Here is a 25,758-nt window from a genome sequence, read left to right on the forward strand (position 1 = left end):
CATCAGGGATATAAAGTAAAGGAGGCTGTTCATCGTAGATGGACAGCCTCCTTTGTTTAGATTGAGAACGGTGCATTTTACTCCTGCAGTACGTAGCGTATAGGAAGATTGAATGCTACATTCACAAACTGACCATCCTGTTTGCCAGGCGTCCATTTAGGCATGGCTTCTACCACACGAATGGATTCTTCTTCAAGACCATCTCCGATCGCTTTACCCACCGTTTTAACATCGGCGATGCTACCGTCGGCCTTTACCACAAATTGTACGAATACGGTACCTGTGGTGCCTTTTTTGTAGGCTGCTTTCGGATAGCGGATACTGCGTGACAGGAACTTGGAGAGTTCGGCTTCTCCACCGTTGAATTTAGGAGGATCGGTTACGAAGGTGAAGACTTTGTCACCAGCACTTGCCTGGGATTGGAACGGACTAGCCAGCATGTTTTTAGCTGTATCAGGCATTTTGATATCTAAGTCCTGTTGACAGCCAATAACGAGGGCCATGAGTACAAAAACGGGGAATATTATGCTCTTCTTCATAAACGTGTGATTAGCATTGTGGGTGAACAACATAAGGATGCGGCGTTTTACCGGCGCCTGGGCGAAGGTGTTGGTTAACAGCAGGCGTTTGGTTTGCAGGGTCATTTGTAATAATGTCCTTGCATAGTCGTCGGGAGCATTTTCGTTCGCAGCAGCTTTATCCGCCAGGAATTCATGCACCATTGCCAATTCCCGTTTAAAGAGATGAAAGAAGGGATTAAACCAGAAGATGGCACAGGCCAATTGCAGGAACAGCTTATCTGCCGTATGACGGCCGTTTATGTGTTCCAGTTCGTGTCTGAGCACCTGTTTGCCTTCCTCGCTATCCGGCGTCAGTTCTTCCCCCCAGAAGATGTTGCCGAAAAAGGAGAAGGTAGATTTAACCTGTGGATGCCTGATCAGCTGATAGTTATCGAAAGTCATCCGGTCGCCCTGCCGTGCCAGGCGTTTGATCAGGAACCAGTTCCGGACCATATTCAGGACCATTAATAATGTAATGAAACCATAAATGCCGGTTATGATATTTGAAGTAGGACCAAAGCCACCAGCTTGTTGTACAGGGCTTGTCATATATGCAACGACAGTTACCAGGGGCCCTGAATAAGTTGGCGCCGGTGCGGTAATAAATGATAATTGCAGTAATGGCAGCAGGATGGAAGCCACCGTTGCGAGGAGGAGATACCCTCTGTTCCACCTGTGAAAAGGATTGTTTTTCAAGGCCAGTGCGTAATAGGCATACAGGATGCCGGCACAGATCAGCATTTTAACGAGGTAAATGGTCAGCGCAATCATGGTTGTTCTTTTTTAGCGTCCTTAATTTGTTCCAGTAATTGTTCTAATTCATTGACACTGATCTCTTTTTCTTTAACGAAGAAGGATACCATGTCTTTGAAGGAGCCGGAGAAGTAGCCTTTTACAAAATGCTGCATGGTATTCCGGCTGTATTCATCTTTGCTGATGAGGGCAAAGTATTGATAGGATTTACCATAAGCCTTGTAATCCACAAAACCTTTATCCTGCAGGATCTTTATCAGCGTAGATACGGTATTGTAGTGCGGCTTGGGTTCGGGCATAACGTCGATCAGGTCTTTGACGAATGCCGGCCCTGTTTTCCATAAGGCCTGCATGACCTGTTCTTCGGCTTTAGTCAAGGTTTTTACTGTTGTCATATCGTGGGCTTTAAGTACCTGAAGCTAAGTTAAAACTAATAATTTAGTTTTCAAACTATTTATTTAGTTGATGAGGGGTGTATACACCTTATATATGCTTTATGCATGGTGTATGCCCGGGGAACCCGCGCATGCTGTTAACCCCGGGTTGACACCTAATCCCGGGTTGACACCCGGGGCTACAAACAGGGGACTCCTGACGGAGTCCTATTGTGTTTTGTTTAAGTCGGAGTAGACTACGCTTTATACATGCTTTATACACGACGTATACATGCTTCATACACGACGCATCCCCGACGCATCCCCGACGCATGGTTGGACTTAAACATTTTCTCTTGTTTCTGCTTTTAGCCCGTTTTGACTATCGCAGGTGGCTGAAAGGCTTCAGAGTTGATCGATCCAGGTATGAACCTATAATGTATAGGCTATCTACATAGCGTTACGCCGTATTTTCTGTATCGATCGATATGGAAAATACGGCGTAGATACGGCGTACGGCCCTTTTAGATATAAAGAAGTATGCTGTTTTGATATTATCTCAAGGCCATCTGAAAGAAATTTGGACTACATTCCAGGCGGTCGGATGGTTCTGCCGGATAAATAGCTATTTTTGTTATGACTAAACCCATACGGCAGAAATGACAGAACAACCGATTATACAATTATCCAATGTGAATATCTACCAGGGGACTTCCCTGATCCTTGCTGACGTGAATATTACGGTGAACAAAGGAGAATTTGTATACCTGATAGGCAGGACCGGAACCGGTAAATCCAGCCTGCTGAAGACGCTTTACGGTGATCTTTCACTTAAGGAAGGCGCCGGACAGGTGGTAGGGTTTGATCTGAAAAAGATGGACTGGAAAAAAGTGCCTTACCTGCGCCGTAACCTGGGGGTAGTATTCCAGGATTTCCAGTTGCTGACGGACAGGAACGTATGTGACAACCTGAAATTTGCCCTGAAAGCTACAGGCTGGACGGATAATAAAAAGATGGACGAGAAGATCAATGACGTGCTGGACAAGGTGGGACTGAATACCAAGGGCTTTAAGATGCCTTATGAGCTGAGTGGCGGGGAGCAGCAGCGTGTGGATATTGCCCGTGCTATGCTTAATTCGCCAAAACTGATCCTGGCGGACGAACCGACCGGTAACCTGGACCCTGAAACTTCTGACGGCATTATGCAGTTGTTGTTCCGGATCAGCAGGGAGGAGGGGGCCGCCGTGGTAATGGCGACCCATGACTATATATTATTACAGAAATTCCCGTCGAGGGTGCTACGGACCGAAAATGGCAAGGTAACAGATCACGCCAGTGTGACTTTCGTGTAAAATTTATGTGAAATTGTTAATTCACAATATTTGATTTACCTTTGCCCCGGAAAAATAGCGACTAAATAAACCTTTATCATTTTATTATTTAATTAAAGATGTCTTACTTAACTGTTGAAAAGAAAGCCAATATTTTTAAAGAATTTGGTGGAAGCGAAAAAAATACCGGCTCTGTAGAAGCGCAAATTGCCCTGCTGACTGAGCGTATCAACAGCATTTCCAGTCACCTGAAAGAAAACAAAAAAGACTTTTCTACACACCGTGGTTTGATGAAAATGGTAGGCCAGAGAAAGCGTTTGCTTTCCTACCTTTCTAAAACTAACCTCACAGGCTACCGCGCTCTGCTTGAGAAATTAGGTCTCAGAAAATAATAAGAACTTTTTTATAGCGCTATTCCCAACTTATAAGGTTGGGAATAGTTTTTTTTTAGGTATACCATTTTAATCTTCTCATTTTTATGAATCTGACACCTATCTCAGTTAATTTCGATATAGGAGATGGCCGGATTGTGACCATTGAAACTGGCAAGTTAGCCCGCCAGGCAGATGGTGCCGTGACGGTTCGTCTGGGCAATTGTATCCTGTTGGCTACCGTCGTTGCAGCGAAGACTCCAAAACCCGGACAATCATTCTTCCCCCTTACTGTTGATTACCAGGAAAAATTTGCTTCTGCAGGCCGTATACCAGGTTCCTTCTTTAAACGCGAAGGAAAGTTGTCTGACTACGAAGTTTTGATTTCACGTTTGATCGACCGCGCGCTGCGCCCCTTATTCCCGGATGATTATTTCTGCGAAGTACAGGTACTAGTGAGCCTCATCTCTTCAGATCCTGAAGTGATGCCGGATGCACTGGCTTGTCTTGCTGCTTCTGCTGCACTGGCCGTTTCAGACGTGCCCATCCAGGAAATTATTTCTGAAGTAAGAGTGTCCCGTATTGAGGGACAATTAGTTATAAATCCTAACCGCACTCCACTGGAGAAAGCTGACATGGACTTCATCATCGGTGCTACTGACAAGAACATCATGATGGTGGAAGGTGAGAGCAAGGAGTGCAGTGAAGAAGATATCATCAAAGCAATCGAATTTGCACATACCGCTATCAAAGCACAGGTGAAAGCACAGGAAGAACTGCGCGATAAAGCTGGTGTTACCGGTAAACGTGCATTCGAACTGCCTTATGCAAACGAAGAGCTGAAAGCGAAGATTACGGAATTTGCGAAAGACCGTATCCTTGCTGTAGCGAAATCGGCTTCTGCGAAACACGATCGTAGCGATGCCTTCGATAAGATCAGCGAAGAGCTGGTAGAATTCCTGGGAGAGCTGCCAGAAGAGGATGCTCCGCTGGTAGGTAAATACTTCCACTCACTCGAGAAAGAAGTGATCCGTAACATGATCCTGGACGAATCCGTTCGTCTGGATGGCCGTAGCCTGGACCAGGTTCGTCCGCTGAACATGGAAGTGGATATCCTGCCTTCTCCGCATGGTTCCGCACTGTTCACCCGTGGTGAAACCCAATCCCTCACTACTGTGACCCTGGGTACTCCGGATGATGAGCTGCTGATTGAAAGTGCTGCTACTTCAAAATATTCCAAATTCATATTGCACTATAACTTCCCTCCGTTCTCTACAGGTGAAGTAAAACCTATGCGTGGCCCCGGCCGTCGTGAGGTAGGTCATGGTAACCTGGCAATGCGTTCCCTGAAGCAGATGATGCCAGGTAGCGAGTATGCTTATACCGTGCGTGTAGTATCCGATATCCTGGAATCCAATGGTTCCTCCTCTATGGCTACCGTATGTGCCGGTTCACTGGCACTGATGGACGCAGGTGTTCCTTTGCCTAAACACGTATCCGGTGTGGCAATGGGATTGATCTCCCGTGCATCTGACGGAAAGTGGGCAGTGCTCACTGACATCCTCGGAGATGAAGACCACCTGGGTGATATGGACTTTAAAGTTACCGGTACACGTGATGGTATCTGCGGTATCCAGATGGATATCAAGGTAGATGGCCTGAGCATGGACGTAATGCGTAAAGCACTGGAGCAAGCCCGTAACGGCCGTCTGCATATCATTGATGCAATGTATGGTTGTCTCGAAGCTGCACGTCCTGAACCGAAACCACATGCACCACGTATGGAGAAGCTGATCATCGACCGCGAATTCATCGGCGCTGTGATCGGACCAGGTGGTAAAGTGATCCAGGAGATCCAACGCGAAACCGGCACAAACATCAACATCGAAGAAGTTGGTGAAACTGGTGAAGTAAGCATCTTCTCTGCACAGAAAGAAGGCCTGATGAAGGCACTCGAATGGATAAAAGGTATTGTTGCTGTTCCTGAGATCGGCGAAGTATACGAATCAACCGTAAAATCAGTAATGCCATACGGTGCATTCGTAGAGTTCCTGCCTGGTAAACAGGGCTTGCTGCATATCTCCGAAGTTTCATGGAAACGCCTGGAAACTATGGACGGTGTACTGTCTGAAGGTGAAAAGGTAAAAGTGAAACTGGTAGGTACTGATCCTAAAACCGGTAAGTTCAAACTGAGCCGTCGTATACTGATGCCGAAACCAGAAGGTTATGTAGAAAGACCTGAAGGTGGCGAGCGTGGTGATCGTGGCGACAGAGGCGATCGCGGAGACAGAGGTGATAGAGGTGACCGTGGCGGACGCCCTCCGTTCCGCGGCGACCGTAACGATCGTGGTGACCGTGGTGGAGATCGCCGTGGCCCACGTGATGGTGGCGACCGTAACGATCGTGGTCCTCGTCCTACACCGCCTGATCAACCTCAGGAGCCTATGTTCGACGAAGAATCATAATCTGAACAGATCTTATAGATCAAATATACTCAGCAGCCGTCCTGTACAACAGGGCGGCTGTTTTATTTTATGAATGTTTATGTATCAGCTGCATATTCTTTTCCCCTTCCGGCAGATCGCTTGAGGTTTTGTAGCGGTGATACCCTTCTGCTCATTATTATGCAGCAGTTCCGTAGCCGCATATCATAATAGCCTGTACTACACAAAGTGACTTCTGCATCCACGTATTCATGGCCAGCCCGGCAGGAATACCATCACGGCATCAGGCCATTCTTATAAATTATATTTAACTGCCGGATAATTCGCATTATATTTCATCAACTAAAATTTCCACACCAGTGAAAACAACGCGCATTTCGTTAAACAGATATCATCGTTTTGTTTTGGGTTTAGCCCTGTTTCTGTTACCATGCCTCTTACAGGCCGCTCATTATGCACCTCCGAAGAAAGAATTTTACAGCATCCTGATCTATCATCTGAAAGATGCGGAACAGGAAACGCGTATGGACAGCTATCTGAAAGACGCATTGATACCGGCTTTGCATAAGGCAGGTACTGCACATGTAGGTGTATTTAAACCTGTTGGCAATGATACGGCTGCTGACCGCAGAGTGTATGTTTTCATTCCGGGTAATTCTGCGGAACAGTTATTACAATTGCCAAGAACATTGTTACAGAATACTACCTATGTAAACGCTGCCAAAGACTTTATCGATGCAGCATGGGACAAGCCAACGTATACACGCCAGGAAACCATTATCCTGGAAGCCTTTCCTGGCATGACTAAAATGGCATTGCCAGATTTGAAAGGACCTAAGAGTGAACGCATATACGAATTACGCAGTTATGAAAGTCCGACGGATAAATTATACCGTAACAAGGTGGATATGTTTAACAAGGGAGACGAAGTGGGTATTTTCAAAAGACTTGGTTTCAATGCAGTGTTTTATGCAGATGTGCTGAGTGGCAGTCATATGCCTAACCTGATGTACATGACCACATTTGAGAACAAAGCATCCAGGGATGAGCACTGGAAAGCATTTAGCGCTGATGCACAATGGAAAGCCTTACTGGCAAAGCCGGAGTATAATCATAATGTTTCGAAGACACAGATCATGTTTTTGCAACCTGCAGAATATTCTGAGATATAAGCTGGTCATGCAATTATCATGATTGTTATCTCTATTGCAATTGAAATATTGATGGACACACCCGAATATCAATTGCATGAATTAACTAAGCATCGTGATCAATACTTCTTCGCATTTTTCTTAGCATTATTAGTTATGCATAATGCTGAAAAGGTATTCAGAAAGCATTTACATTCATAATACATAATAAAGAAAATAGGCTGTATCGTATGATACAGCCTATTTTCTTTGACTATCGACTATCTATCCGTGATGAATTTACTTTTGTTTTTATCTGGCAGCGCCGCTTCCGGCAAACTGCTCTACGTAATGATTACTTTCTTTGAAGATGATCTTACCGGAAGGTAATTTGTAGATCTTAAAGCCCTGGCCACCGATATCTTCCCAGAAGATGGTGTACTGTGGTACAGATTTCTGCGTGCTTTTATCGATCACTTTGATCCTGCCATCTATCAGCAGACTGGATAACATGTCCTCGATATAAGGGAGGAGAATATTTTCGTCTTCTGTCCAGAACTGTACGAATTTGTCTGTGCTGTATTCCAGGTTAGTGTGAGTGGAATCGCCCAGAAAAGCAAGAGCTGATGTAAAGTGTGATTCAATTTCCTGCGCTGTCAGGTGACTGAACTGCACATTGTGAAAAGCCTTGTTATCGCTGTAGCAAGTCTTTTGTAATACAGTGTCCAATGCTTTCATGTAATTGACAAGGTCTACACGATTGATAACAAGGATACTGGTGCTGTTCTTGTAGATGATTGAATCTTTCATGGTGTCGTCCGGGTACAATTTGACGATCTCCTGGGCGTAGCTGGCAAGGGCTGTCACCAGCATTGCCGCTGCTAAAAACAAGGTCCTCATAAAATATGGTTTTCAATTAAAGATAATGCAAATATAATGAAATAATTTTATACATGTATTGATGGCGGGCACAACTTATTAACATTACAATAACAAGGACAGGCGCAGGTCTCACACGTACGCGTTATGTATCATGCATTTAGTTTCTCTATCTTTGTTGCTATGGCACATATAGCGATCACCCTGACCTGTACCGATGATATGAAAGACATTCTGGTAGCAGTGTTGTCAGAAAAAGGTTTTGAGGGGTTTGAAGAACAACCCGGTAATGTTCTTATAGCTTACATTCCTGAAGAGGACTATAATGAAGAAGAAACGAGTGCATTAACGAGCGATTTCGGATTAACGTATACGCGGCAACGTATTGAGCAGACTAACTGGAATGCGGTGTGGGAAAGTAATTTTCAGCCTGTACAGGTGGATGATTTTTGTGGTATAAGGGCAGCCTTTCATGCGCCTTTTGTACCACAGCCGCAACATGAGATACTGATCACCCCGAAGATGTCTTTTGGAACGGGGCATCATGCCACAACTTATTCTGTCATCAAGTTAATGGAAGGCATTGATTTTGTAGGAAAGAATGTGTTCGACTTTGGTACGGGTACGGGCATTCTGGCCATTCTTGCATATAAGATGGGAGCGGCAGTAATTGATGCGATCGATATAGATACCTGGTCTGTGGAGAACACGAAGGAAAACATTATCAATAACAATGCACAACCTGTGAAGGTATGGCAGGCGGATACGTTAAAGAATGTGCGGAACAGTTATAATGTGGTGCTCGCTAACATTAACCGTAACATTCTGCTGGAATTTATGGGCGATATGCGCCGTATACTCGTCAGGGATGGTGTTTTACTGTTGAGCGGAATTTTAAAGGAAGATGAGACTGCGATCCTGGAAGCAGCAAGAAAGAACGCACTGGTGCTGGAAACGCAGCTGGAGAAGGATAATTGGCTGGCAATGAAATTATTAGCAAGATAGTTGTGGTTGCTCTAGATAAATTAGTTAATATTACTTTGAGAACTATACAATTTTCGTGTTAATGAAAATCTTAATGTTTTCTTAATTTTAACGAACGAATTTACTATCTTAGCAAAACCTAACTTGTTGTATGACAGAATTATTGTTACTATTTTGTGCTTATCTGATTGGTTCCGTACCTACTGCTGTGTGGGTAAGTAAAGGTGTTTTTGGGATGGATATCCGGGAGTATGGCAGCGGTAATGCCGGTGCTACTAACACTTTCCGTGTATTGGGTCCAAAGGCGGGTTCTTTTGTGATGTTGGTGGATATGCTCAAAGGGGTAATGGCAGTACGTCTGGCTTACCTGGTGGGGTACTATCAGAATCCAGAACATCTGCAGGAAGTAACCACGCAGCTGGTGAACTTCCAGATCGGTCTTGGTCTGGCTGCTGTTGTAGGTCACATTTTCCCAATCTGGGCAAATTTCCGTGGCGGTAAAGGTATTGCTACCTTGTTCGGTCTGGTATTGGCGATTCAACCGCTGGTGGCGATCTGCTGTGTAGGGGTGTTTTTGTTAAGTCTTTCATTAACCAGATATGTATCATTAAGCTCTATTTCGGCGAGTATCGCATTTCCGATACTGATACTGTACATCTTTAATGAACCTGAAGTATTCTATCGTATTTTCGCCATTGCTGTTGCACTAATGGTGGTATTAACGCATCAGAAAAACATCTTCCGCCTGATTAACGGTAATGAAAGTAAAGTGCCGTTGTTTAAAAACAGGAGGGACAAGAAATAGACTGCGCCTGCACACGGTATGCCGTATCCTTTCTGGCATATCTCTTGCACTGAATGATATAAATAATTAACTTTCCTCGGATTTTGATTGTTGCGTTATAGGGTATTCACATGCTGTATAAGGTAACAATCAAAACTGCTTTAACTGTAGTAGCACTTTTTCGGACGGGGTGATACCTGTCAAAAACAAATTGTTTCAGATGCAAAAGAAATTCCTTCTTATCGGTACCGGTCTTGCGCTTATTACAGCGTGTGCAAAGGTACCTATTACTGGCCGCAGCCAGTTAAACCTGATCCCTGAAAGCACTATGCAATCTATGGCGCTGCAGGAATATCAGAGCTTCCTTTCCCAGAACAAAACAGTAGCCGCTACAACCAGCAAAGACGCTGAGATGGTGAAGAGGGTAGGACAGCGTATTGCTGCTGCAGTTACCCGTTACATGACAGACAACAAACTGGGTAGCGAGGTAGCTAATTACAAATGGGAATTCAACCTGGTAGATAGTAAAGAAGTGAACGCCTGGTGTATGCCGGGTGGTAAGGTAGTGGTGTATACCGGTTTATTACCTGTAACACAGAACGAGACTGCGCTTGCCTGCGTAATGGGGCATGAGATCGCGCACGCTATTGCCCGTCATGGTAACGAGCGTATGAGTCAGCAGGTTGTTGCCCAGGGTATCCAGGTAGCTGGTTCCGTGGCACTGAACCGTAATCCGGCAGCTCAGAACATCTTCCTGCAATCATTTGGCGTAGGTGGTAACCTGGGTATGTTGGCTTACTCCCGTAAGAACGAGCTGGAAGCCGATCACCTGGGTGTTATCTTTATGGCGATGGCCGGATATAACCCACAGGAGTCTATTCCTTTCTGGCAGCGTATGGCTAGCGCAGGCGGTGGTCAAAAGCCACCTGAGTTAGTGAGCACGCACCCCAGCGATGAGCGTCGTGTATCAGAACTGCAAAAGCTGATGCCTGAAGCGATGAAGTATTATACTCCTATCAAGAAATAAGCGAATAGCGATATCAAAAGAAAAAGCATCCGTCAGTGGCGGATGCTTTTTCTTTTATGTCTTATCTATAGCTTACTTCTCTACTGTTATATCAATTATCTTCTTGCTCTTCTGCACTTTCATCTTCTCAGGCACATGTGCCAGTATTTCCTTCTTAAACGCCGCAATTAAGGCCTGTTTAATGAAGAAGCGATGTGTTACTATACTGATCTCTCTCACTGGCTCCGGCGACTTAAAATAGCGTACCATGTTCATCTGGCGGGCTGACATTTCCTGGAGGGAGAGTTCGGGTAAGATCGTATATCCTGCGTTGAGGTCTACCATTCTTTTTAGTGTTTCCACACTGCCTGTGTTGTATTCCAGGTTTTTATATTCTCCCATAGTGAACTTATCCCGGCAGATGTTCAGCACCTGGTTGCGCATGCAATGTCCTTCGTTCAGCAGCCATACTTCACGTACATCGATATCTTCCGGTTTAATATATTTCTTTTCAAACAGGCTGTTGGTCTTTGCTGCGTATACAACGAAAGACTCATAGAACAGCGGTTGTTCTTCTAAATTCGGATTATGTAACGGCGTGGCGAGCAATCCGCAATCCAGTTGCTCGAGTTTTAATTGTTGTATGATCTGTTCTGTGGGATACTCCCAGATCTCCAGTTTCACTTTTGGATATTTCTTCATGAAGCCGGTGAGGATCCGTGGAAGAAGATAAGGCGCCAGTGTAGGTATGATCCCTACGCGCAGATTACCTTGTACTTCTTTTTTATGTTCGCCGATGATCTCTTTAATTTTACCATTCTCCTTCAGAATGATGCGGGCTTGTCCTACGATCTCTACACCTATTTCGGTCGGGATCACTGGTAATTTGCTTCTGTCGAAGATCTTGACCCCCAGCTCATCTTCCAGCTTTTGTATCTGCATGCTGAGTGTCGGCTGTGTAACGAAGCACTTTTCTGCTGCTATAACGAAGCTTCTGTAAGTGTCAACCGCAACAATATATTCTAATTGAACAGTGGTCATGCGTCAAAATTACGAATTAGAATGAGGAATAGTGTATGATCGCTATCAGGAATTCGATTGCTTATTATTATTGTCTGGCTGCGGTGATTCATGTGTTTTGCCGGGAAGATACTTCGGTTTCAGGCTGGAACTACGGGCTGTAGTTCTTTAAAGCTCCTGGCTATTGAGCATTTGGAATCGTATGGGCTATTGAATATCTATTAAACTACCTCAATCGTAGGAGCATGCTTTAAACAACTAAGGCCCGCAGTTTCCACCTGAAACCTCTAATGCTTCCGGGCTGTTTATTGTAGTGGGAGGTCTGTGATTCAAGTCGTCTATGTGTTTTGCCGGGAAGATACTTCGGTTTCAGGCTGGAACTAGGGGCTGTAGTTCTTTAAAGCTCCTGGCTATTGAGCATTTGGAATCGTATGGGCTATTGAATATCTATTAAACTACCTCAATCGTACGAGCATGCTTTAAACAACTAAGGCCCGCAGTTTCCACCTGAAACCTCCGATGCTTCCGGGCTGCATATTGTAGTTGGGGATACTGTGATCCAAGTCGTCTGCGTAATGCATATTGATAAAAGTGCTCGGGGAAAATTATTTCTTAATAGGAAGAGGGAAGTACCTAAAAATTTTGGCCATTGAAGCGTCTGTGCTGTTCCTATGGGAAGCGTATAAGTAGTAGCGGTTTCAGATGGGAATCGCGGGCCTTCGGCTCTTTGAGATACGCTTGATGCAGCTAAATAGAGATCAACGGCGCATACGCTTGAAAAAAGTTAAATAGCCATCCGGCCAAAGAGGCGCCGACCGCGATCCCATACTGAAACCGAGCTACTTAACGCGTTCTATACAAACAACAAACCGAGCTACTTAAACATGCTCTAGCATAAAAAAAGGACGGATCATTACAATCCGTCCCTTTCAGTATGCAGCATGATCTGCTAGAATATTCTGTATCTGTATTTGATCTTGTCAGTGTTGTTATACAGCTCCTTGATGTTAATTGAAGCCTGTATCTCTTTCACAGCTTCATCTTTCAGATTGCGGAACTCAGCCTGTTTGGTATCGATGGTGTTCTTGTCAGCCAGACCATTGTCCTGCGCGATCTTCAGAGAGCTATTTACTTTACCGTAGTAAGAATCCAGCAGTGTGAAGTATTCGTTATACAGGTTCTCGAAACGTTTGGTCTGCAGGATCAGATCTTCCAGTTGGTTGTTCACTTCTTTCAGATTTGGATTCTCACGCAACAGCGCTTCGTAATCAACCTTTCTGCCTTTGGTATACTTAGCTTCCAGATCACTGAAGAAAGTTACTACTTTGTCTCTCTTGAAGTCAAAGAAGAAGTCGTTCATTGTTTCACCGAGAGATTTGTTACCGCGCTGTGGCAGCTGATATTTCAGGGCGCTTGCAGTGAACATCAGGTGATCGTACAGGTTATCCTGTAAGAGGTTGAGCTGATCTTTGTTGAAGTTCAGACCATATTCGAATTTCTGGTTAGCATCGTTCAAAGCTGTATAATATACTACGTATTTGTTCAGCTCTTTTTCGAATTCTTTCAGTGTATTCTGATTAATCTCTTTATTGTTCACGCTGATGCTATGCAGGAAGTTCATTACTGAATTGGCGATAGCCAGCGGAGGAGTCAGAGAGGTAAAGCTCTGGAAGATAGGGCTGGAAATGATTGATTTAGTAGATTCAACGATCTTACTGTTCTTTTCATTTTTGTCAGCCTTTCCTTTCAACACCACTTTTTCTACCAGTTCTACGATGCGGTCACTCAGGGAGAAGCCAAGCTCTTTACTTTCCGGGTTGTTCAATGATGTGATGAATACGTCCAGATTGTTAGTAGTAGTACGTGACTTTAGATCTATTATCTTTTTATTAAGAAGGTAATAAGTTTCACTTGCAAATACGATGTTGTTGCGGATCAGTTCATATTTTGTAATGTTGTCGATCTCACGTCCCTGTAATAAGCCCTGGATAGCATTAGAGTTCTGCTTATCGCTGTCGTTAATGCGTTGCAGTTCTTCCATGATCCGGCGGATGGTCGTGTCTTGTGTTCTTACCTGAGGCATTACCACATTCTTCAGTTCTGAATTTGGATCTGTAGGTAGCTTCGGTTTTTCTGGTTCCTGTGCCTGCGCATAATGGAAACTTGAAAGTAAAATCAGTAGTAGTGTCAGATATCTCATAGAATTTAAATGCGTGATCTTGACTGATTTAAAAAATGCAAAACATTCACAATAGGGTACGCTCTCCCCACAAAGCCGACCAGGATGTCCGCCTTCAGTTGCGACCTGTAATTGTTTCTGCATGCGATATTTTGCGTTTCATTAACAACCATGAAAATATGGTGCCAAAAAACGTGTTTACGCAAAGATAACAATTTATAATAAGTTGAAATTGCCAGTCTTTCAACTACTTTATTACCTTTGGCCGCAAATTTACCCACTTTCATGTTGAATAATAAAAAGATAGTGGTGGTATTACCTGCCTACAACGCCGCTTTAACACTAGAGAAAACCTACAATGAAATTCCCTTTGACATTGTTGATGAAGTCGTATTAGTAGACGATGACAGTAAAGACGAGACAGTTGCCGTAGGGAAGCAACTGGGAATCAGGCATATTATCCGTCATGATTCCAACAAAGGTTATGGAGGAAACCAGAAATCCTGTTATAACAAGGCCCTCGAACTGGGGGCGGATATTGTGATCATGTTACATCCTGATTATCAGTATACTCCTAAACTTATTATGGCGATGAGCACTATCATTGCCAATGATGTGTATCCCGTAGTGCTTGGTTCCCGCATTCTGGGGAATGGCGCCCTAAGAGGGGGAATGCCCATATACAAGTATATTGCTAACCGTTTTCTGACATTAGTGCAGAACCTGCTCATCGGGCAGAAGCTCAGTGAATATCATACGGGGTATCGCGCATTCTCGGGAGAAGTACTGAAGAGCATTGACTATAAGGCCAATGACGATGATTTCATTTTTGATAATGAAATGATTTCCCAGATTTTTATGAAGGGTTATGAAATAGGTGAAGTAACTTGCCCCACCAAATATTTTGAGGAAGCCTCAAGTATTAACTTTAAACGCAGCAGCATCTATGGGTTTGGCGTATTGCGGGTATCCCTGCAACATCGTCTACATATGTGGGGATTGGGCAAAGCGAAAATATATAACTGATAAAACTGTTTAATTTTGGGCCTACAGTGGGAATTAGCTAAGAAATACCTGCATTATTATTTCACAGCGGGCAACAGGCACGACGTACATTCTCCTTTCGTTTTTGACCTGATGGAGAAGGTTTTACGCGACAAAAAAAGACCGGCTGTGTTCCGGGAGATCGAACAGGTCCGGAAATCTTTATTACACAGTGCAGAAACCCTGCAGGTCACCGACCTGGGCGCCGGATCGCTTATGAATGCCGGCAAGGAACGGAAGGTGAGCGATATTACCCGTCATGCGGCTAAACCTCCCAAATTCGGACAGTTATTCTATCGTCTTATACAGTACTTCAAACCGGAATATCTGCTAGAATTAGGTACTTCCATGGGGATGTCAACCTCTTATATGGCAAAAGCTGCATCTCCTGTTACTGTACATACTATTGAGGGATGTCCTAATATTGCCGGCCGCGCCGGCCGTAATTTCGAAGCTTTACAGCTGATGAATATCAAACAGCATGTTGGTAATTTTGATACGGTATTGCCAGGGTTGCTGAATGAATTGCCGCGACTGGATTATGTGTATATTGACGGCAATCATCGTTCTGCGCCTACGCTGGATTATTTTGAGCAATGCCTGGCAAAAGTGCATGACGGGTCACTGTTTATCTTCGATGATATTCACTGGACGCCGGATATGGAGGCTGCCTGGCATATTATTCAACAGCACCCGCGGGTTACTTTTACCATAGATCTGTTCTTTATAGGGTTGGTGTTTTTCCGGCCGGATATGAAGGTTAAACAGCATTTTATTCTAAAGTATTAAAAGCTTGTTTCACCGTATTTGACAGCAGCATTATGTGTTGCTGTTTTTTTTGGGGCTGTTATTATAGCGCTGACCTTCTTGCTCACGTTGCAGGCTGGGATCACTGGCTGTAATTCTTTGAAGTTCCTTATTATTAAACTTTTAGGTGGGGATGGGCTTCGGTAATTCTTTTTAACCCCTGGTAGGTCGTATTGAGCGTACTTCAAGAATTAAGGCCAGTGATTCCCACCTGCACCGTTCGCTGCGTCCGGTCCCCAATTATATTAAGAACTTCCACTGTGTTATGTTAATGTTTCCCGGATGCCTTGTTGCTTTCCAAATAATCTGAGTATGTATGGGGTGCTTTTAGTGATGCCGCCCGTTATGTGATGCAACCGTTTGATGCTGTAATGCCTGGATGTAATGTGAATAATGTGTTGCTTGTCTTTCTCATGACACAAGGGACTTACTTATTATAGTGGTTTAACGAGAGAAATGACGGTTGGTCGTTAATGCCCTTTCCCGCTATATTTGTCAGTAACCGGTTGTCATAATGTTGCCCCAATTATCGTTTGTCTTACAGATATTTATATTCAGGTGTTTCACCTATAAGATTTCCTGATTTTAAGAGTTAATTTCAGTACAGAAATTTCAGTAAAGACATAACATCTAAAACATCCAAATATTCCATTATGAAACTATTCAGCGCCCTGACTGTATTGTTGATGATACAGTTTTCCTCTTTCTATGCGAGTGCCCAGGATACCCCTGATTTCAGCGCCTACAGCTATGAGACTTTCGTACACAATGGCGACACATTACGTTACCGTATGCTGCAACCGGCAGGATATGATTCGCAGAAGTCGTATCCACTGATCGTTTTTCTGCATGGTTCAGGTGAGAGGGGAAGCGATAATGCCGCCCAGTTATTGCATGGTGGTAGCCTCTTTCTGAAGGATTCCCTGCGTCAGCGGTTCCCCACTTTTGTGATATTTCCACAGTGTCCTAAGGATTCAATGTGGGCGTCAATGAAAGTGACACGGGATAGCGAGGGAAAGGCGATTAAACGGGAGTTTTCAGATGGTACAGACAGGGAATCGACGCCTGGAATGCTGGTGAAGCTCCTGGTGGATAGCCTGATCAAAATAGATAAGGTGAACAGTAAGCGGGTGTACCTGGGCGGTTTGTCGCTGGGTGGCATAGGAACATATGATTTGCTGGCCCGTTATCCGAAAACATGGGCTGCGGCTTTTCCGATCTGCGGAATAGGGAATGTTAGTACTGCTTCTAAATTCTCTAAAGTGCCTTTGTGGATCTTCCACGGAGATGCAGATAATGCAGTACCGGTTTCAGGATCAAGAGATTATGTGGCTGCGCTGAAAGGGTTGAAAGCAGATGTTAAGTATTCTGAATATCCGGGGGTAGGGCATAACAGCTGGGATAATGCTTTTGCTGAACCGGAGTTGTTACCATGGTTGTTTTCTCATAAGAAAAAGTAGGATAAGGATATTCCGTGCAACTGCAAATTTGACTATTATCAGTGTGTGGTTTGATGATATGGGGAGAGGGGTAGCAACACCAGATCTTCTTCCAAAAGAACTAAAACTAAAAACGCCCCGACACATGACCGGGGCGTTTTTCCACTCTGCACAGGATTTGAATTGTTAACTATGTATAGACTGTATAGCTGATTTTGCAGCATCTACGGTCGCGTCTAAATCTTCTATTGTCAGGGATGAACTGAGGAACCAGCTTTCAAAAGCGGAAGGAGGCAGATATATACCGCGTTCCAGCATAGCATGAAAGAAACGTTTAAACAATTCATTGTTGGCACCTGAAGCAGCTTCGAAATTAATGATTGGATACTCTGCAAAGTGAACACTCATCATAGAACCCAGATTGTTAACCTGATGAACAATCCCGGCTGCACTCAGTACAGATTGCAATCCTCCGGCAAGATAAGCTGCCTTTTCCGCCAACTGCCGGTAAATATCCGGGTTCTCGTTTAGCGTTGTCAGCAAAGTATAGCCGGCAATCATGGCAATCGGGTTTCCACTCAATGTTCCTGCCTGGTAGACCTTCCCAGCAGGGGCTATATGTTCCATGATCTCTTTACTTCCGGCAAAGGCGCCAACCGGCATACCTGCGCCAATAATCTTGCCAAAGGTAACCAAATCTGCTTTAATATTGAACAGTTCCTGTGCACCTCCACGGGCCAGGCGGAAACCTGTCATTACTTCGTCGAATATCAGGAGGATATTATGTTGGTCGCACAGCTGACGTAAGCCTTGCAGGAAGCCCTCCTGTGGCAGGATGCAGCCCATATTGCCAGCAACGGGTTCAACAATGATGGCTGCTATCTGATCAGAATACTCTGCCACCAGTTTTTCCACAGCCGGTAAATTATTGTAAGGAGCGGTAAGGGTGTCGTCGGCGACCGATTGCGTAACACCAGGCACAGATTGTATGTCAAGTGTAGCTACGCCGCTGCCTGCGCTTACCAGGAACGAGTCTGCGTGACCGTGGTAATTGCCTTCAAATTTGATGAATTTATTACGGCCGGTATACCCTCTGGCCAGCCTCAATGCTGACATACAGGCTTCCGTGCCGGAGTTCACCATACGTACCTGCTCGATATTAGGTACCATGCTGATGATGAGCTCTGCGATCTTAATTTCCAGTTCGGTAGGCGCACCGAAAGAGGTAGAATAACCTGCATATTCCTGGATGGCCTTCACTACCGGTTCATAGGCATGTCCCATGATCATCGGCCCCCATGAATTGATATAATCTATGTAACGGTTTCCGTCCACATCGTACATATAAGCGCCTTTAGCACTTTTCATGAATATGGGTGAGCCGCCTACGCCTTTGAATGCGCGAACGGGAGAGTTTACACCGCCGGGAATGAGCTGTTTTGCTCTTTCAAATAATGATCTGCTTTGCGTGTACATAGTGGTAGTGATAAATATTTTTAACTGAAAAGCATGTGCTGATGGTTACAATAATCGCACCGCATCTTTTGCGAAATAGGTGGCGATGAGGTCAGCGCCTGCACGTTTAATGCTGGTCAGCGCTTCAATGATAGCCTTTTCTTCGTTCAGCCAGCCCATTTTAGCCGCTGCCTTGATCATGGAATATTCTCCACTTACATGGTAAGCACTTACTGGTACGTGTACCTGATCTTTGATCTTTTGGATCACATCCAGATAGTATAACGCAGGTTTTACCATTACGATGTCTGCACCTTCTTCCACATCCATCAGGGTCTCTTTCAAGGCTTGCTCGCTATTGGCAAAATCAAGCTGGTAGGTCTTTTTATCGCCGAAGCCGGGAGCTGAGTCCAGCGCATCGCGGAAAGGACCGTAGAGGCAGGATGCGTATTTCGCACTGTAGGCCATGATGCCCACTTTATGGAAGCTATGCTGCTCAAGGATGGTGCGGATGGAAAGGATACGACCGTCCATTTTGTCGCTCGGCGCAACAAAGTCAGCGCCTGCTTCTGCATGGCTGAGACTCATGCGGGACAGCACTTCTACTGTAATGTCGTTCACGATCTCCCCATTCTCAACAATACCGTCATGACCGTAGGATGAATAAGGATCCAGTGCTACGTCTGTCATCACCACTATGTCAGGAACGGCATCTTTGATGGCTCTGATGGCACGTTGCATCAACCCATTGGGGTTTACCGCCTCAGTGCCTTTATTATCTTTCAGTTCATCAGCGCATTTGATGAACAGTAATACACTTTTAATACCCATGCTCCACAGCTCTTTCACTTCTTTCACGGTCAGGTCCAGTGAATAGCGGAAATAGCCGGGCATTGAAATGATCTCTTCTTTCACATTTTCTCCTTCCACAATAAATAACGGTGCTATGAAGTCTGCGGGCGTCAGTATTGTTTCTGCAACCATCGCACGGATGGCGGGAGATGTTCTCAATATCCTGTTTCTACGTATCATGGTAAATGTGTTTTAATGTTTCAGATGACCCATTCCCTGGGCTTGAGGAATTCAACCAGTTCAGCTTCCCTGCTGCCAGGAGTAGGGTGGTAGTCGTACTCCCACCGGGCCCTGGGCGGAAGGCTCATTAGAATGGATTCTGTACGTCCGTTGGTTTTCAGTCCGAACAGGGTACCTCTGTCATGGATCAGGTTGAACTCTACATAGCGTCCACGCCTGTATTCCTGCCAGTCTTTATGTGCATCTGTATACGGAATATCTTTTGTTTTCTTTACAATGGGCAGGTAGGCCTCCAGGAAGGCTTCTCCATTGGCTTTTGCCAGATCGAACAACTGTTCAGCAGTCATTTTCTCACCCGGACGCTGGTAGTCATAGAAGATACCGCCGATGCCGCGGGCTTCGTTATTCCGGTGTTTATTGACAAAGTATTCGTCGCAATGTTTTTTAAACGCCGGATACAAAGCTATATCAAAAGGGTCGCAGGCTTTTTTGAATGTCTGATGAAAATGAACGCCATCCTGTTCGTCCAGGTAATACGGCGTCAGATCTGCACCGCCGCCAAACCACGAATCTTTCAGCGTACCGTTGTCGTCGTACAGCTCAAAGTAACGGAAATTGGCATGTACAGTAGGAACGAATGGATTTAGCGGGTGGATAACGAGGGATATACCACAGGCCATAAATTTGGCTTGTCCTACGCCAAACTGTTTTGCCATCAGTTCCGGCAGTTCGCCGTGTACGATGGAGGTGCTTACGCCGCCTTTTTCGAATACGTTACCGTCGGCAATAACGCGCGACTTACCACCACCGCCACCGGGACGTTCCCAGATGTCTTCACGGAATTTAGCCTTGCCGTCTATATCTTCCAGCGCCGTGCAAATTTCATTCTGCAGGCGATGTATGAGGGAAATAAAGTTGTCTTTAATACTCATGGCTGGTCTCCTTTAGAATTCCTTTACAGTCTCAACGAAAGCTTTGGCATGGTCAACCGGTACGTTAGGCAGGATGCCATGACCGAGGTTCGCAATATAGCGATGTTTACCAAAGCCGGTCAGCATTTCCTTCACTGCTTTTTTGATCTCCGGAATAGGCGCCAGCAGCTTAGCGGGGTCGAAGTTACCCTGGAGGGTCACGTTGTTGCCGGCAAATTGCCTTGCACGGGCAGGCTGGATACACCAGTCAACACCCAGGCAGTTAGCGCCGGTAGCGGCCATTTCTTCCAGGGCGAACCAGGCTCCTTTAGCAAATACGGTTACCGGGCAAACATCTTTCAGGGCTGCCACGATCTGACGCATGTATTGGAGGGAGAAGGTTTCAAAGTCCTGCGGACTTAATAAACCGCCCCAGGAATCGAACAGCTGTACGCAGTCAGCGCCTGCTTTTACCTGTTCTTTCAGGTAGGCGATAGTTGTATCGGTGAGCATCTGAAGCAGCTGGTGGGCTACTTCGGGTTGCTGATAGCAGAATGCTTTGGCACTGTCGAAGGTTTTGGAACCTTTACCCTGCACCATGTAGCAAAGCAGGGTCCATGGAGCGCCAGCAAAGCCGATCAGGGGAACTGCGCCGTCCAGTGTTTTCCTAGTTAATGAGAGCGCATCAAATACGTAACCTAATGTTTCTCTAACATCGGGTACGCGAAGCTTTTGGAGGTCGGCCACACTTTTTACCGGGTCGGGCAATACGGGACCGATCTTTTCTATCAGCTGAACTTCCATGCCCATCGCCTGTGGCACCACAAGGATGTCGGAGAAGATGATGGCTGCATCCACACCTACCTGGTGTACAGGCATTACGGTAATTTCAGTAGCCAGTTCAGGGTTCATGCAGCGTTCAAAGAAGGAGTATTTCTCCCGCAGCTTGATGTAGTCGGGCAGGTAACGGCCAGCCTGACGCATCATCCATACAGGGACACGTTCTGTTGTTTCTCCGCGTAAAGCTCTCAGTAATAAGTCATTCTTTAAGGCGCTCATTCTTGTCAGTTAATATTGTTAAAGTAAAGTATCGTTGTCTGCACCAGTTGGTCCATAGCGGGACTGGTGCTGGTGATGATCTTGTTGTTTGTATGTTCCTGCAGTGCACGGGCCGTAGTCGGACCGATGGAAAAGCAGATAGTTTGCGGCGGCAGATTATTGACCGAAAAGAAGCTCTCAACAGCGCTGGGGCTAAGAAAAAGTACCCCGTCATAATCCTGTCCTGTGAGAGCAGGGGTTGCCGTTGTTTCATACACAACCAGTTCTTCTACGGCGATATTATGTTGCTGCAACAGGTCTGGCAATTCATCTCTGCGTTTATTGCCACAAAAGAAGACCAGCGGGCCTTTCTCGTTGTTGTTGATGATCTCTGCAGCGAGTGAGGCTGCGTTGGCCGCAGTACCGCTTATCCGGTGCCGGATGTCAATGCGTTTCAAAGCCTGTTGGGTGGCGCCATCCAGACAATACACATTCCAGCCGGGAGAATCCCGGTGCAGGTAATGGTCGTGAAGCGCGTCAACGGCATTTGCACTGGTGAAGATAACAGTTGCTTTTTCCTGAAATAACTGGTGTATGCGTTGTTTCAGGTTGTCTGTGATCAATGGTTGTATGCTGATGAATCCTTTTGCCTCGATATCTATATTTTGCTCCGCAGCCATTGTGATCAGTGACTGATCAACTGCTTTCGTGCTGAATATGCGATATCTTTTATTTGATGGCATCCCTTATTTCTGCAACAATTTTATCGCCGCCCTGCGAGAGGATCTTTTCTGCGGCTATTTTACCAATGTGGCCTGCATCCTGCAGCGGCGCCTGTTCTGTAATGGTGAACAACTGTGAGCCATCGAGGCTGCATAGTTCTCCGCTGAAGTGTACTGTTTCATTGCTGACAGTAGCATAAGCACTGATAGGCGTAGTACACCCGCCCATTAGCGTGCGCAGGAAGTCGCGTTCAACACGGGTGCAGAGAGCGGTAGCAAGATCATTCAGTGGTGAAAGTGCCTGCTGACAATAATTATCATCTTCCCTGCATACGGCTACCACGGCGCCTTGAGCGGGAGCGGGCAGCATCCAGTCCAGTTCTATGGAAGTGTCAGGGCGTATCCCTATTCTTTCCAGTCCGGCAGCTGCAAAGATGGCCCCATCCCAGTTTTCGGCCGCCAGCTTTTGCAGGCGGGTATTCACATTACCACGCAGGTTATGGATCTGATGCTGTGGGTATTTCCGCAGCCATTGTGCTTTCCTTCTTACGCTGCTGGTGGCGATATTAGCGATATATCCGGGTTGATCAAGAAAGGAAGTATCCTGTTTATATACCAGCAAATCCTTTACGGGACCTCTTTCCAGGACAGCCGCCTGTATAATATTTTTAGGTAATTGTGTCGGAACGTCTTTGAGAGAGTGAACGGCGATATCGATACGGCCGTTGAGTAGTGCGATGTCCAGGCTTTTGGTGAAAATACCCTGAACGCCTATTTCGTAAAGTGGAGTGACGAGGTCGATATCTCCCTCGCTTTTGATAGGTACGAGTGTTGTTTTATATCCCTGCGCTTCGAGCAGGCCTTTTACCTTGTTTGCCTGCCATAGTGCGAGCTGGCTTTCTCTTGTACCTATCCGTATTTCTTTATTCATGAATTATTCCTGGTTAACGCCTGTCTCAAAGATATCATTGATCATGGCGATATATTGATCACTTTTATCTGTTTCCCGGCGTACCTTTCCAGCCATCAGGTTGATCATCTTCTGGATGATGCGGGAGGATACTGCTTCAATATCTTCCAGGTTGTACTGGTTGCCGTTCTTTTGTTGTTGTATTTCCTTAGTGTGTATCTCTGTCAGCTTATCCTTTACTGCTTTAAGCACTACAGCGTGTTTGCGCATCTTATACCAGTAGAGGAACTCATTCATGTGCTCTTCGATAATGGATAATGCTTTAGGCACTTCCTGCAGGCGCATTTGTAATGTTTCGTCCTGTATCTTAGACAGTTCATCCACGTTCACCAGTTCTATATGTGGCAGATCTCTTACTTCAGGCGCCACATTGAAAGGGATAGACAGATCAATGATCAGTTTAGGAGAAGACTGCTGAAAGTGGGCTGGCAGAATGTTCGGTTCTGGAGCATTAGAGGCTACGAGAACGATATCTGCTGCCTGTAATTCTTCCGCCAGTTGTTCATAAGGAGCATACCGAAGGCCATGCTGTGCTGCAAATTCCTCTGCTACAGCGGTGGTGCGGTTCACAAGTGTTACCTGGTTCACACCAAGATAGTCCATCATGTTCTTGCAGGTATTACGTCCTATTTTGCCTACGCCTACGAGCAGGATCTTTTTCTGAAGGATGTCGGGCACTTTATGTTCCAGCATACGTACGGCAGCGAAGGCTACTGATACGGTACCTGAACTGAGGCCTGTTTCATTTTTGATGAGTTTAGACACCTGCAGGACACTGTTGACCAGTCTTTCCTGGAAACCGCCGAGACAACCGTTTGTTTTAGCAAACTTAGTGGCGGTACGTATCTGACCGATGATCTCATAGTCTCCGAGGATCTGTGAGTCAAGGCCTGTGCCTACCTGATATAGGTGTTTAATGGCTTCTTCGCCGGATTTCACGTACGACAACTGGCTGAACAGGTTACAATCCCCTTCGGTTTCGTGACACACCAGTTCTATCAGTTGTTGCGGATCATCGGCAAATCCATAGATCTCAGTTCTGTTACAAGTTGAGAGCACAAATATATCATCCAGGTATTGTGACTTTGCACTTTCAAGTAAGTGCTGGTATTGTACCTGGTTAATAGCGAACGATCCTCTTATAGCAGCATCTGTTTTCTTATAGTTGATACCAACGATATGAAAATGGGCTATATCTTTTGAATGACTACCCTGCATTTTATTCTTATAAGCTTCCGGGTGCAAAAATACTTGCAACAACCGCAAGAAAGGGCAGCAGGCTGTCATTAGTGTGTCATTTCTACAGCTGGTAACTGAGCATGGATAAAAATGATTTTTATCAGTTTAGACGCTGATAGGTGTTATCTATGGATGATAGGTAATAATTAATTTAATTCAACAATTGTATGACATTTGCAGGGGGGATAAGCTGTTAAATTTGCAGCAATTTAAAGTAAAGGATGGAAGCTAAATCTGATAAAGGAATTATTCTGATGAACCTGGGTTCGCCAGATTCTACGGCTGTACCTGATGTTAAGCGTTATCTTAATGAGTTTTTGATGGACAAACGGGTGATTGATTATCCGTATCTGTTTCGTTTATTATTGATAAAGGGCATCATAGTACCTAAACGTGCACCTAAATCAGCTGAAGCTTATAAGTCGATCTGGTGGGAAGAAGGTTCTCCGTTGGTAGTACTGACAAAACAATTACAAAACGCGGTACAGCATGATCTGCAGATGCCTGTGGAGATCTCCATGCGTTACGGCAATCCTTCACAGGAGGCGGCTTACGACAACCTGCTGAAACAGAATCCGAATCTGAAAGAAGTTATCCTGTTACCTTTGTATCCACATTATGCCATGTCTTCATACGAGACAGCTGTGGAACATGCGAAAGCGGTGCATAAGAAGAAAGGCTATACATTTGATCTGACAATTGTTCCTCCTTACTATAATGAACCTGATTATATTAATGCGCTGGCAGAAAGTATGCGCCCGTACCTGGCACAGGACTACGACCACCTGTTGTTCAGTTATCATGGTGTACCTGAAAGGCACATACGAAAAGGTGATATCACCGGTAAGCATTGTATGCAGGTAGAGAATTGCTGTAAGGTGGATTCTCCTGCCCATGAATTTTGTTACCGTCACCAGGTACATGTGACGTCGGAACTGGTTGCGGAGAAGCTTAAGATACCACGTGAGAAATGGAGTGTGACCTTCCAGTCCCGCCTGGGAAGGGAAGAATGGCTGAAGCCTTATACGGCAGCTACACTGGAAGAATTACCGAAGAAGGGGGTGAAACGCTTGCTGGTCGCTTGTCCGGCGTTCGTTTCGGATTGTCTTGAAACCCTGGAAGAAATAGCGGTGGAAGGCAAACATACTTTTATCAACAGCGGTGGGGACAGTTTTACGATGATCCCCTGTATGAACGTGCATCCTTTGTGGGTACAGGCAGTGGTGAAATGGATGACGGCTCTGCAAGTCTGACCGGTGTTATTACATTCTACAAATAGCCATAAC

At 45.3% G+C, this 25,758-nt stretch carries 23 protein-coding genes; 11 read left to right on the forward strand and 12 right to left on the reverse strand.

All coding sequences use genetic code 11. The features are described from left to right. Positions 1 to 77: 77 nt before the first annotated feature. Positions 78 to 1,331 carry a TonB family protein gene (locus tag C7475_RS31605; RefSeq protein WP_110057443.1) on the reverse strand — a complete coding sequence of 418 codons (1,254 nt, stop codon included), beginning with the start codon at positions 1,329 to 1,331 and terminating at the stop codon, positions 78 to 80. Beyond that, positions 1,328 to 1,708 (reverse strand): BlaI/MecI/CopY family transcriptional regulator, encoded by a 381-nt coding sequence (locus C7475_RS31610; RefSeq protein ID WP_110057444.1) that lies wholly within the window; start codon positions 1,706 to 1,708, stop codon positions 1,328 to 1,330. Before C7475_RS31610 ends, C7475_RS31605 begins: the two co-directional genes overlap by 4 nt. Positions 1,709 to 2,346: 638 nt before the next feature. Here C7475_RS31610 and C7475_RS31615 point away from each other — a divergent pair. The 4 genes from C7475_RS31615 (at position 2,347) to C7475_RS31630 (ending at position 7,005) form a co-directional block, all read left to right on the forward strand. Further along, positions 2,347 to 3,039, forward strand: coding sequence for a cell division ATP-binding protein FtsE (locus tag C7475_RS31615; protein ID WP_110057445.1), 693 nt, complete (start codon positions 2,347 to 2,349; stop codon positions 3,037 to 3,039). A gap of 98 nt (positions 3,040 to 3,137) precedes the next feature. Beyond that, positions 3,138 to 3,410, forward strand: a complete 273-nt coding sequence (gene rpsO / locus C7475_RS31620; protein ID WP_012794085.1) for a 30S ribosomal protein S15 — start codon at positions 3,138 to 3,140, stop codon at positions 3,408 to 3,410. Between the two features lie 86 nt (positions 3,411 to 3,496). Further along, positions 3,497 to 5,854: a polyribonucleotide nucleotidyltransferase gene (locus C7475_RS31625; RefSeq protein ID WP_110057446.1), complete on the forward strand. Its 2,358-nt coding sequence runs from the start codon at positions 3,497 to 3,499 to the stop codon at positions 5,852 to 5,854. Between the two features lie 383 nt (positions 5,855 to 6,237). Then, a complete protein-coding gene (locus tag C7475_RS31630) occupies positions 6,238 to 7,005 on the forward strand; it encodes an NIPSNAP family protein (protein WP_233260033.1) in 768 nt (255 codons plus the stop codon). A gap of 270 nt (positions 7,006 to 7,275) precedes the next feature. Here C7475_RS31630 and C7475_RS31635 read toward each other — a convergent pair whose 3' ends face one another. Beyond that, on the reverse strand, positions 7,276 to 7,863 hold the full coding sequence (locus tag C7475_RS31635; RefSeq protein WP_146217720.1) for a hypothetical protein: 588 nt from the start codon (positions 7,861 to 7,863) through the stop codon (positions 7,276 to 7,278). A gap of 162 nt (positions 7,864 to 8,025) precedes the next feature. On the opposite strand from C7475_RS31635, the gene prmA reads away from it, so the two are divergent. The 3 genes from prmA to C7475_RS31650 all read left to right on the forward strand — a co-directional run bounded on the left by prmA (position 8,026) and on the right by C7475_RS31650 (position 10,637). Beyond that, positions 8,026 to 8,847 carry a 50S ribosomal protein L11 methyltransferase gene (prmA, locus tag C7475_RS31640; protein WP_158286667.1) on the forward strand — a complete coding sequence of 274 codons (822 nt, stop codon included), beginning with the start codon at positions 8,026 to 8,028 and terminating at the stop codon, positions 8,845 to 8,847. A 130-nt stretch (positions 8,848 to 8,977) separates the two neighbouring features. Further along, the gene (gene plsY / locus C7475_RS31645; RefSeq protein WP_110057450.1) at positions 8,978 to 9,631 is read left to right on the forward strand and encodes a glycerol-3-phosphate 1-O-acyltransferase PlsY; all 654 of its coding nucleotides are present in this window, start codon (positions 8,978 to 8,980) and stop codon (positions 9,629 to 9,631) included. 199 nt (positions 9,632 to 9,830) lie between these two features. After that, a complete protein-coding gene (locus tag C7475_RS31650) occupies positions 9,831 to 10,637 on the forward strand; it encodes a M48 family metallopeptidase (protein WP_110057451.1) in 807 nt (268 codons plus the stop codon). Positions 10,638 to 10,709: 72 nt separating this feature from the next. Here C7475_RS31650 and C7475_RS31655 read toward each other — a convergent pair whose 3' ends face one another. Together C7475_RS31655 and C7475_RS31660 are read right to left on the reverse strand one after the other, a co-directional pair. Beyond that, entirely contained in the window at positions 10,710 to 11,657 is a 948-nt protein-coding gene (locus C7475_RS31655; protein WP_110057452.1) for a hydrogen peroxide-inducible genes activator, read from the reverse strand. Positions 11,658 to 12,585: 928 nt separating this feature from the next. After that, positions 12,586 to 13,836 (reverse strand): hypothetical protein, encoded by a 1,251-nt coding sequence (locus tag C7475_RS31660; RefSeq protein ID WP_110057453.1) that lies wholly within the window; start codon positions 13,834 to 13,836, stop codon positions 12,586 to 12,588. A 264-nt stretch (positions 13,837 to 14,100) separates the two neighbouring features. On the opposite strand from C7475_RS31660, the gene C7475_RS31670 reads away from it, so the two are divergent. The 3 genes from C7475_RS31670 to C7475_RS31680 all read left to right on the forward strand — a co-directional run bounded on the left by C7475_RS31670 (position 14,101) and on the right by C7475_RS31680 (position 17,126). Continuing rightward, entirely contained in the window at positions 14,101 to 14,841 is a 741-nt protein-coding gene (locus tag C7475_RS31670) for a glycosyltransferase family 2 protein (RefSeq protein WP_110057455.1), read from the forward strand. 15 nt (positions 14,842 to 14,856) lie between these two features. Further along, positions 14,857 to 15,648 (forward strand): O-methyltransferase, encoded by a 792-nt coding sequence (locus C7475_RS31675; RefSeq protein WP_110057456.1) that lies wholly within the window; start codon positions 14,857 to 14,859, stop codon positions 15,646 to 15,648. Positions 15,649 to 16,319: 671 nt separating this feature from the next. Continuing rightward, positions 16,320 to 17,126, forward strand: coding sequence for a dienelactone hydrolase family protein (locus C7475_RS31680; RefSeq protein ID WP_233260034.1), 807 nt, complete (start codon positions 16,320 to 16,322; stop codon positions 17,124 to 17,126). Positions 17,127 to 17,291: 165 nt separating this feature from the next. Here C7475_RS31680 and hemL read toward each other — a convergent pair whose 3' ends face one another. Genes hemL through hemA form a run of 7 tightly spaced genes read right to left on the reverse strand, consistent with a single transcriptional unit; the run spans position 17,292 to position 24,451 of the window. Further along, positions 17,292 to 18,581: a glutamate-1-semialdehyde 2,1-aminomutase gene (hemL, locus tag C7475_RS31685; RefSeq protein WP_110057457.1), complete on the reverse strand. Its 1,290-nt coding sequence runs from the start codon at positions 18,579 to 18,581 to the stop codon at positions 17,292 to 17,294. Positions 18,582 to 18,626: 45 nt separating this feature from the next. Then, positions 18,627 to 19,592 (reverse strand): porphobilinogen synthase, encoded by a 966-nt coding sequence (hemB, locus tag C7475_RS31690; RefSeq protein WP_110057458.1) that lies wholly within the window; start codon positions 19,590 to 19,592, stop codon positions 18,627 to 18,629. Between the two features lie 20 nt (positions 19,593 to 19,612). Then, the gene (hemF, locus tag C7475_RS31695; protein WP_110057459.1) at positions 19,613 to 20,524 is read right to left on the reverse strand and encodes an oxygen-dependent coproporphyrinogen oxidase; all 912 of its coding nucleotides are present in this window, start codon (positions 20,522 to 20,524) and stop codon (positions 19,613 to 19,615) included. A gap of 12 nt (positions 20,525 to 20,536) precedes the next feature. After that, positions 20,537 to 21,562, reverse strand: a complete 1,026-nt coding sequence (gene hemE, locus C7475_RS31700; protein WP_110057460.1) for a uroporphyrinogen decarboxylase — start codon at positions 21,560 to 21,562, stop codon at positions 20,537 to 20,539. A 5-nt stretch (positions 21,563 to 21,567) separates the two neighbouring features. Next, the gene (locus tag C7475_RS31705; protein ID WP_110057461.1) at positions 21,568 to 22,284 is read right to left on the reverse strand and encodes a uroporphyrinogen-III synthase; all 717 of its coding nucleotides are present in this window, start codon (positions 22,282 to 22,284) and stop codon (positions 21,568 to 21,570) included. Further along, positions 22,271 to 23,194 carry a hydroxymethylbilane synthase gene (gene hemC / locus C7475_RS31710; protein ID WP_110057462.1) on the reverse strand — a complete coding sequence of 308 codons (924 nt, stop codon included), beginning with the start codon at positions 23,192 to 23,194 and terminating at the stop codon, positions 22,271 to 22,273. The genes C7475_RS31705 and hemC overlap by 14 nt, the downstream gene beginning before the upstream one ends. A 3-nt stretch (positions 23,195 to 23,197) precedes the next feature. Then, a complete protein-coding gene (gene hemA / locus C7475_RS31715) occupies positions 23,198 to 24,451 on the reverse strand; it encodes a glutamyl-tRNA reductase (RefSeq protein WP_233260035.1) in 1,254 nt (417 codons plus the stop codon). A gap of 242 nt (positions 24,452 to 24,693) precedes the next feature. Between hemA and hemH the strand changes: the two genes are divergently transcribed. Next, complete coding sequence (gene hemH / locus C7475_RS31720) at positions 24,694 to 25,725, forward strand: ferrochelatase (protein WP_110057464.1); 1,032 nt, start codon at positions 24,694 to 24,696, stop codon at positions 25,723 to 25,725. The last annotated feature ends 33 nt before the right edge of the window (positions 25,726 to 25,758 follow it).

The organism is Chitinophaga sp. S165 (genome assembly GCF_003182155.1).
Taxonomy (GTDB): Bacteria; Bacteroidota; Bacteroidia; order Chitinophagales; family Chitinophagaceae; genus Chitinophaga.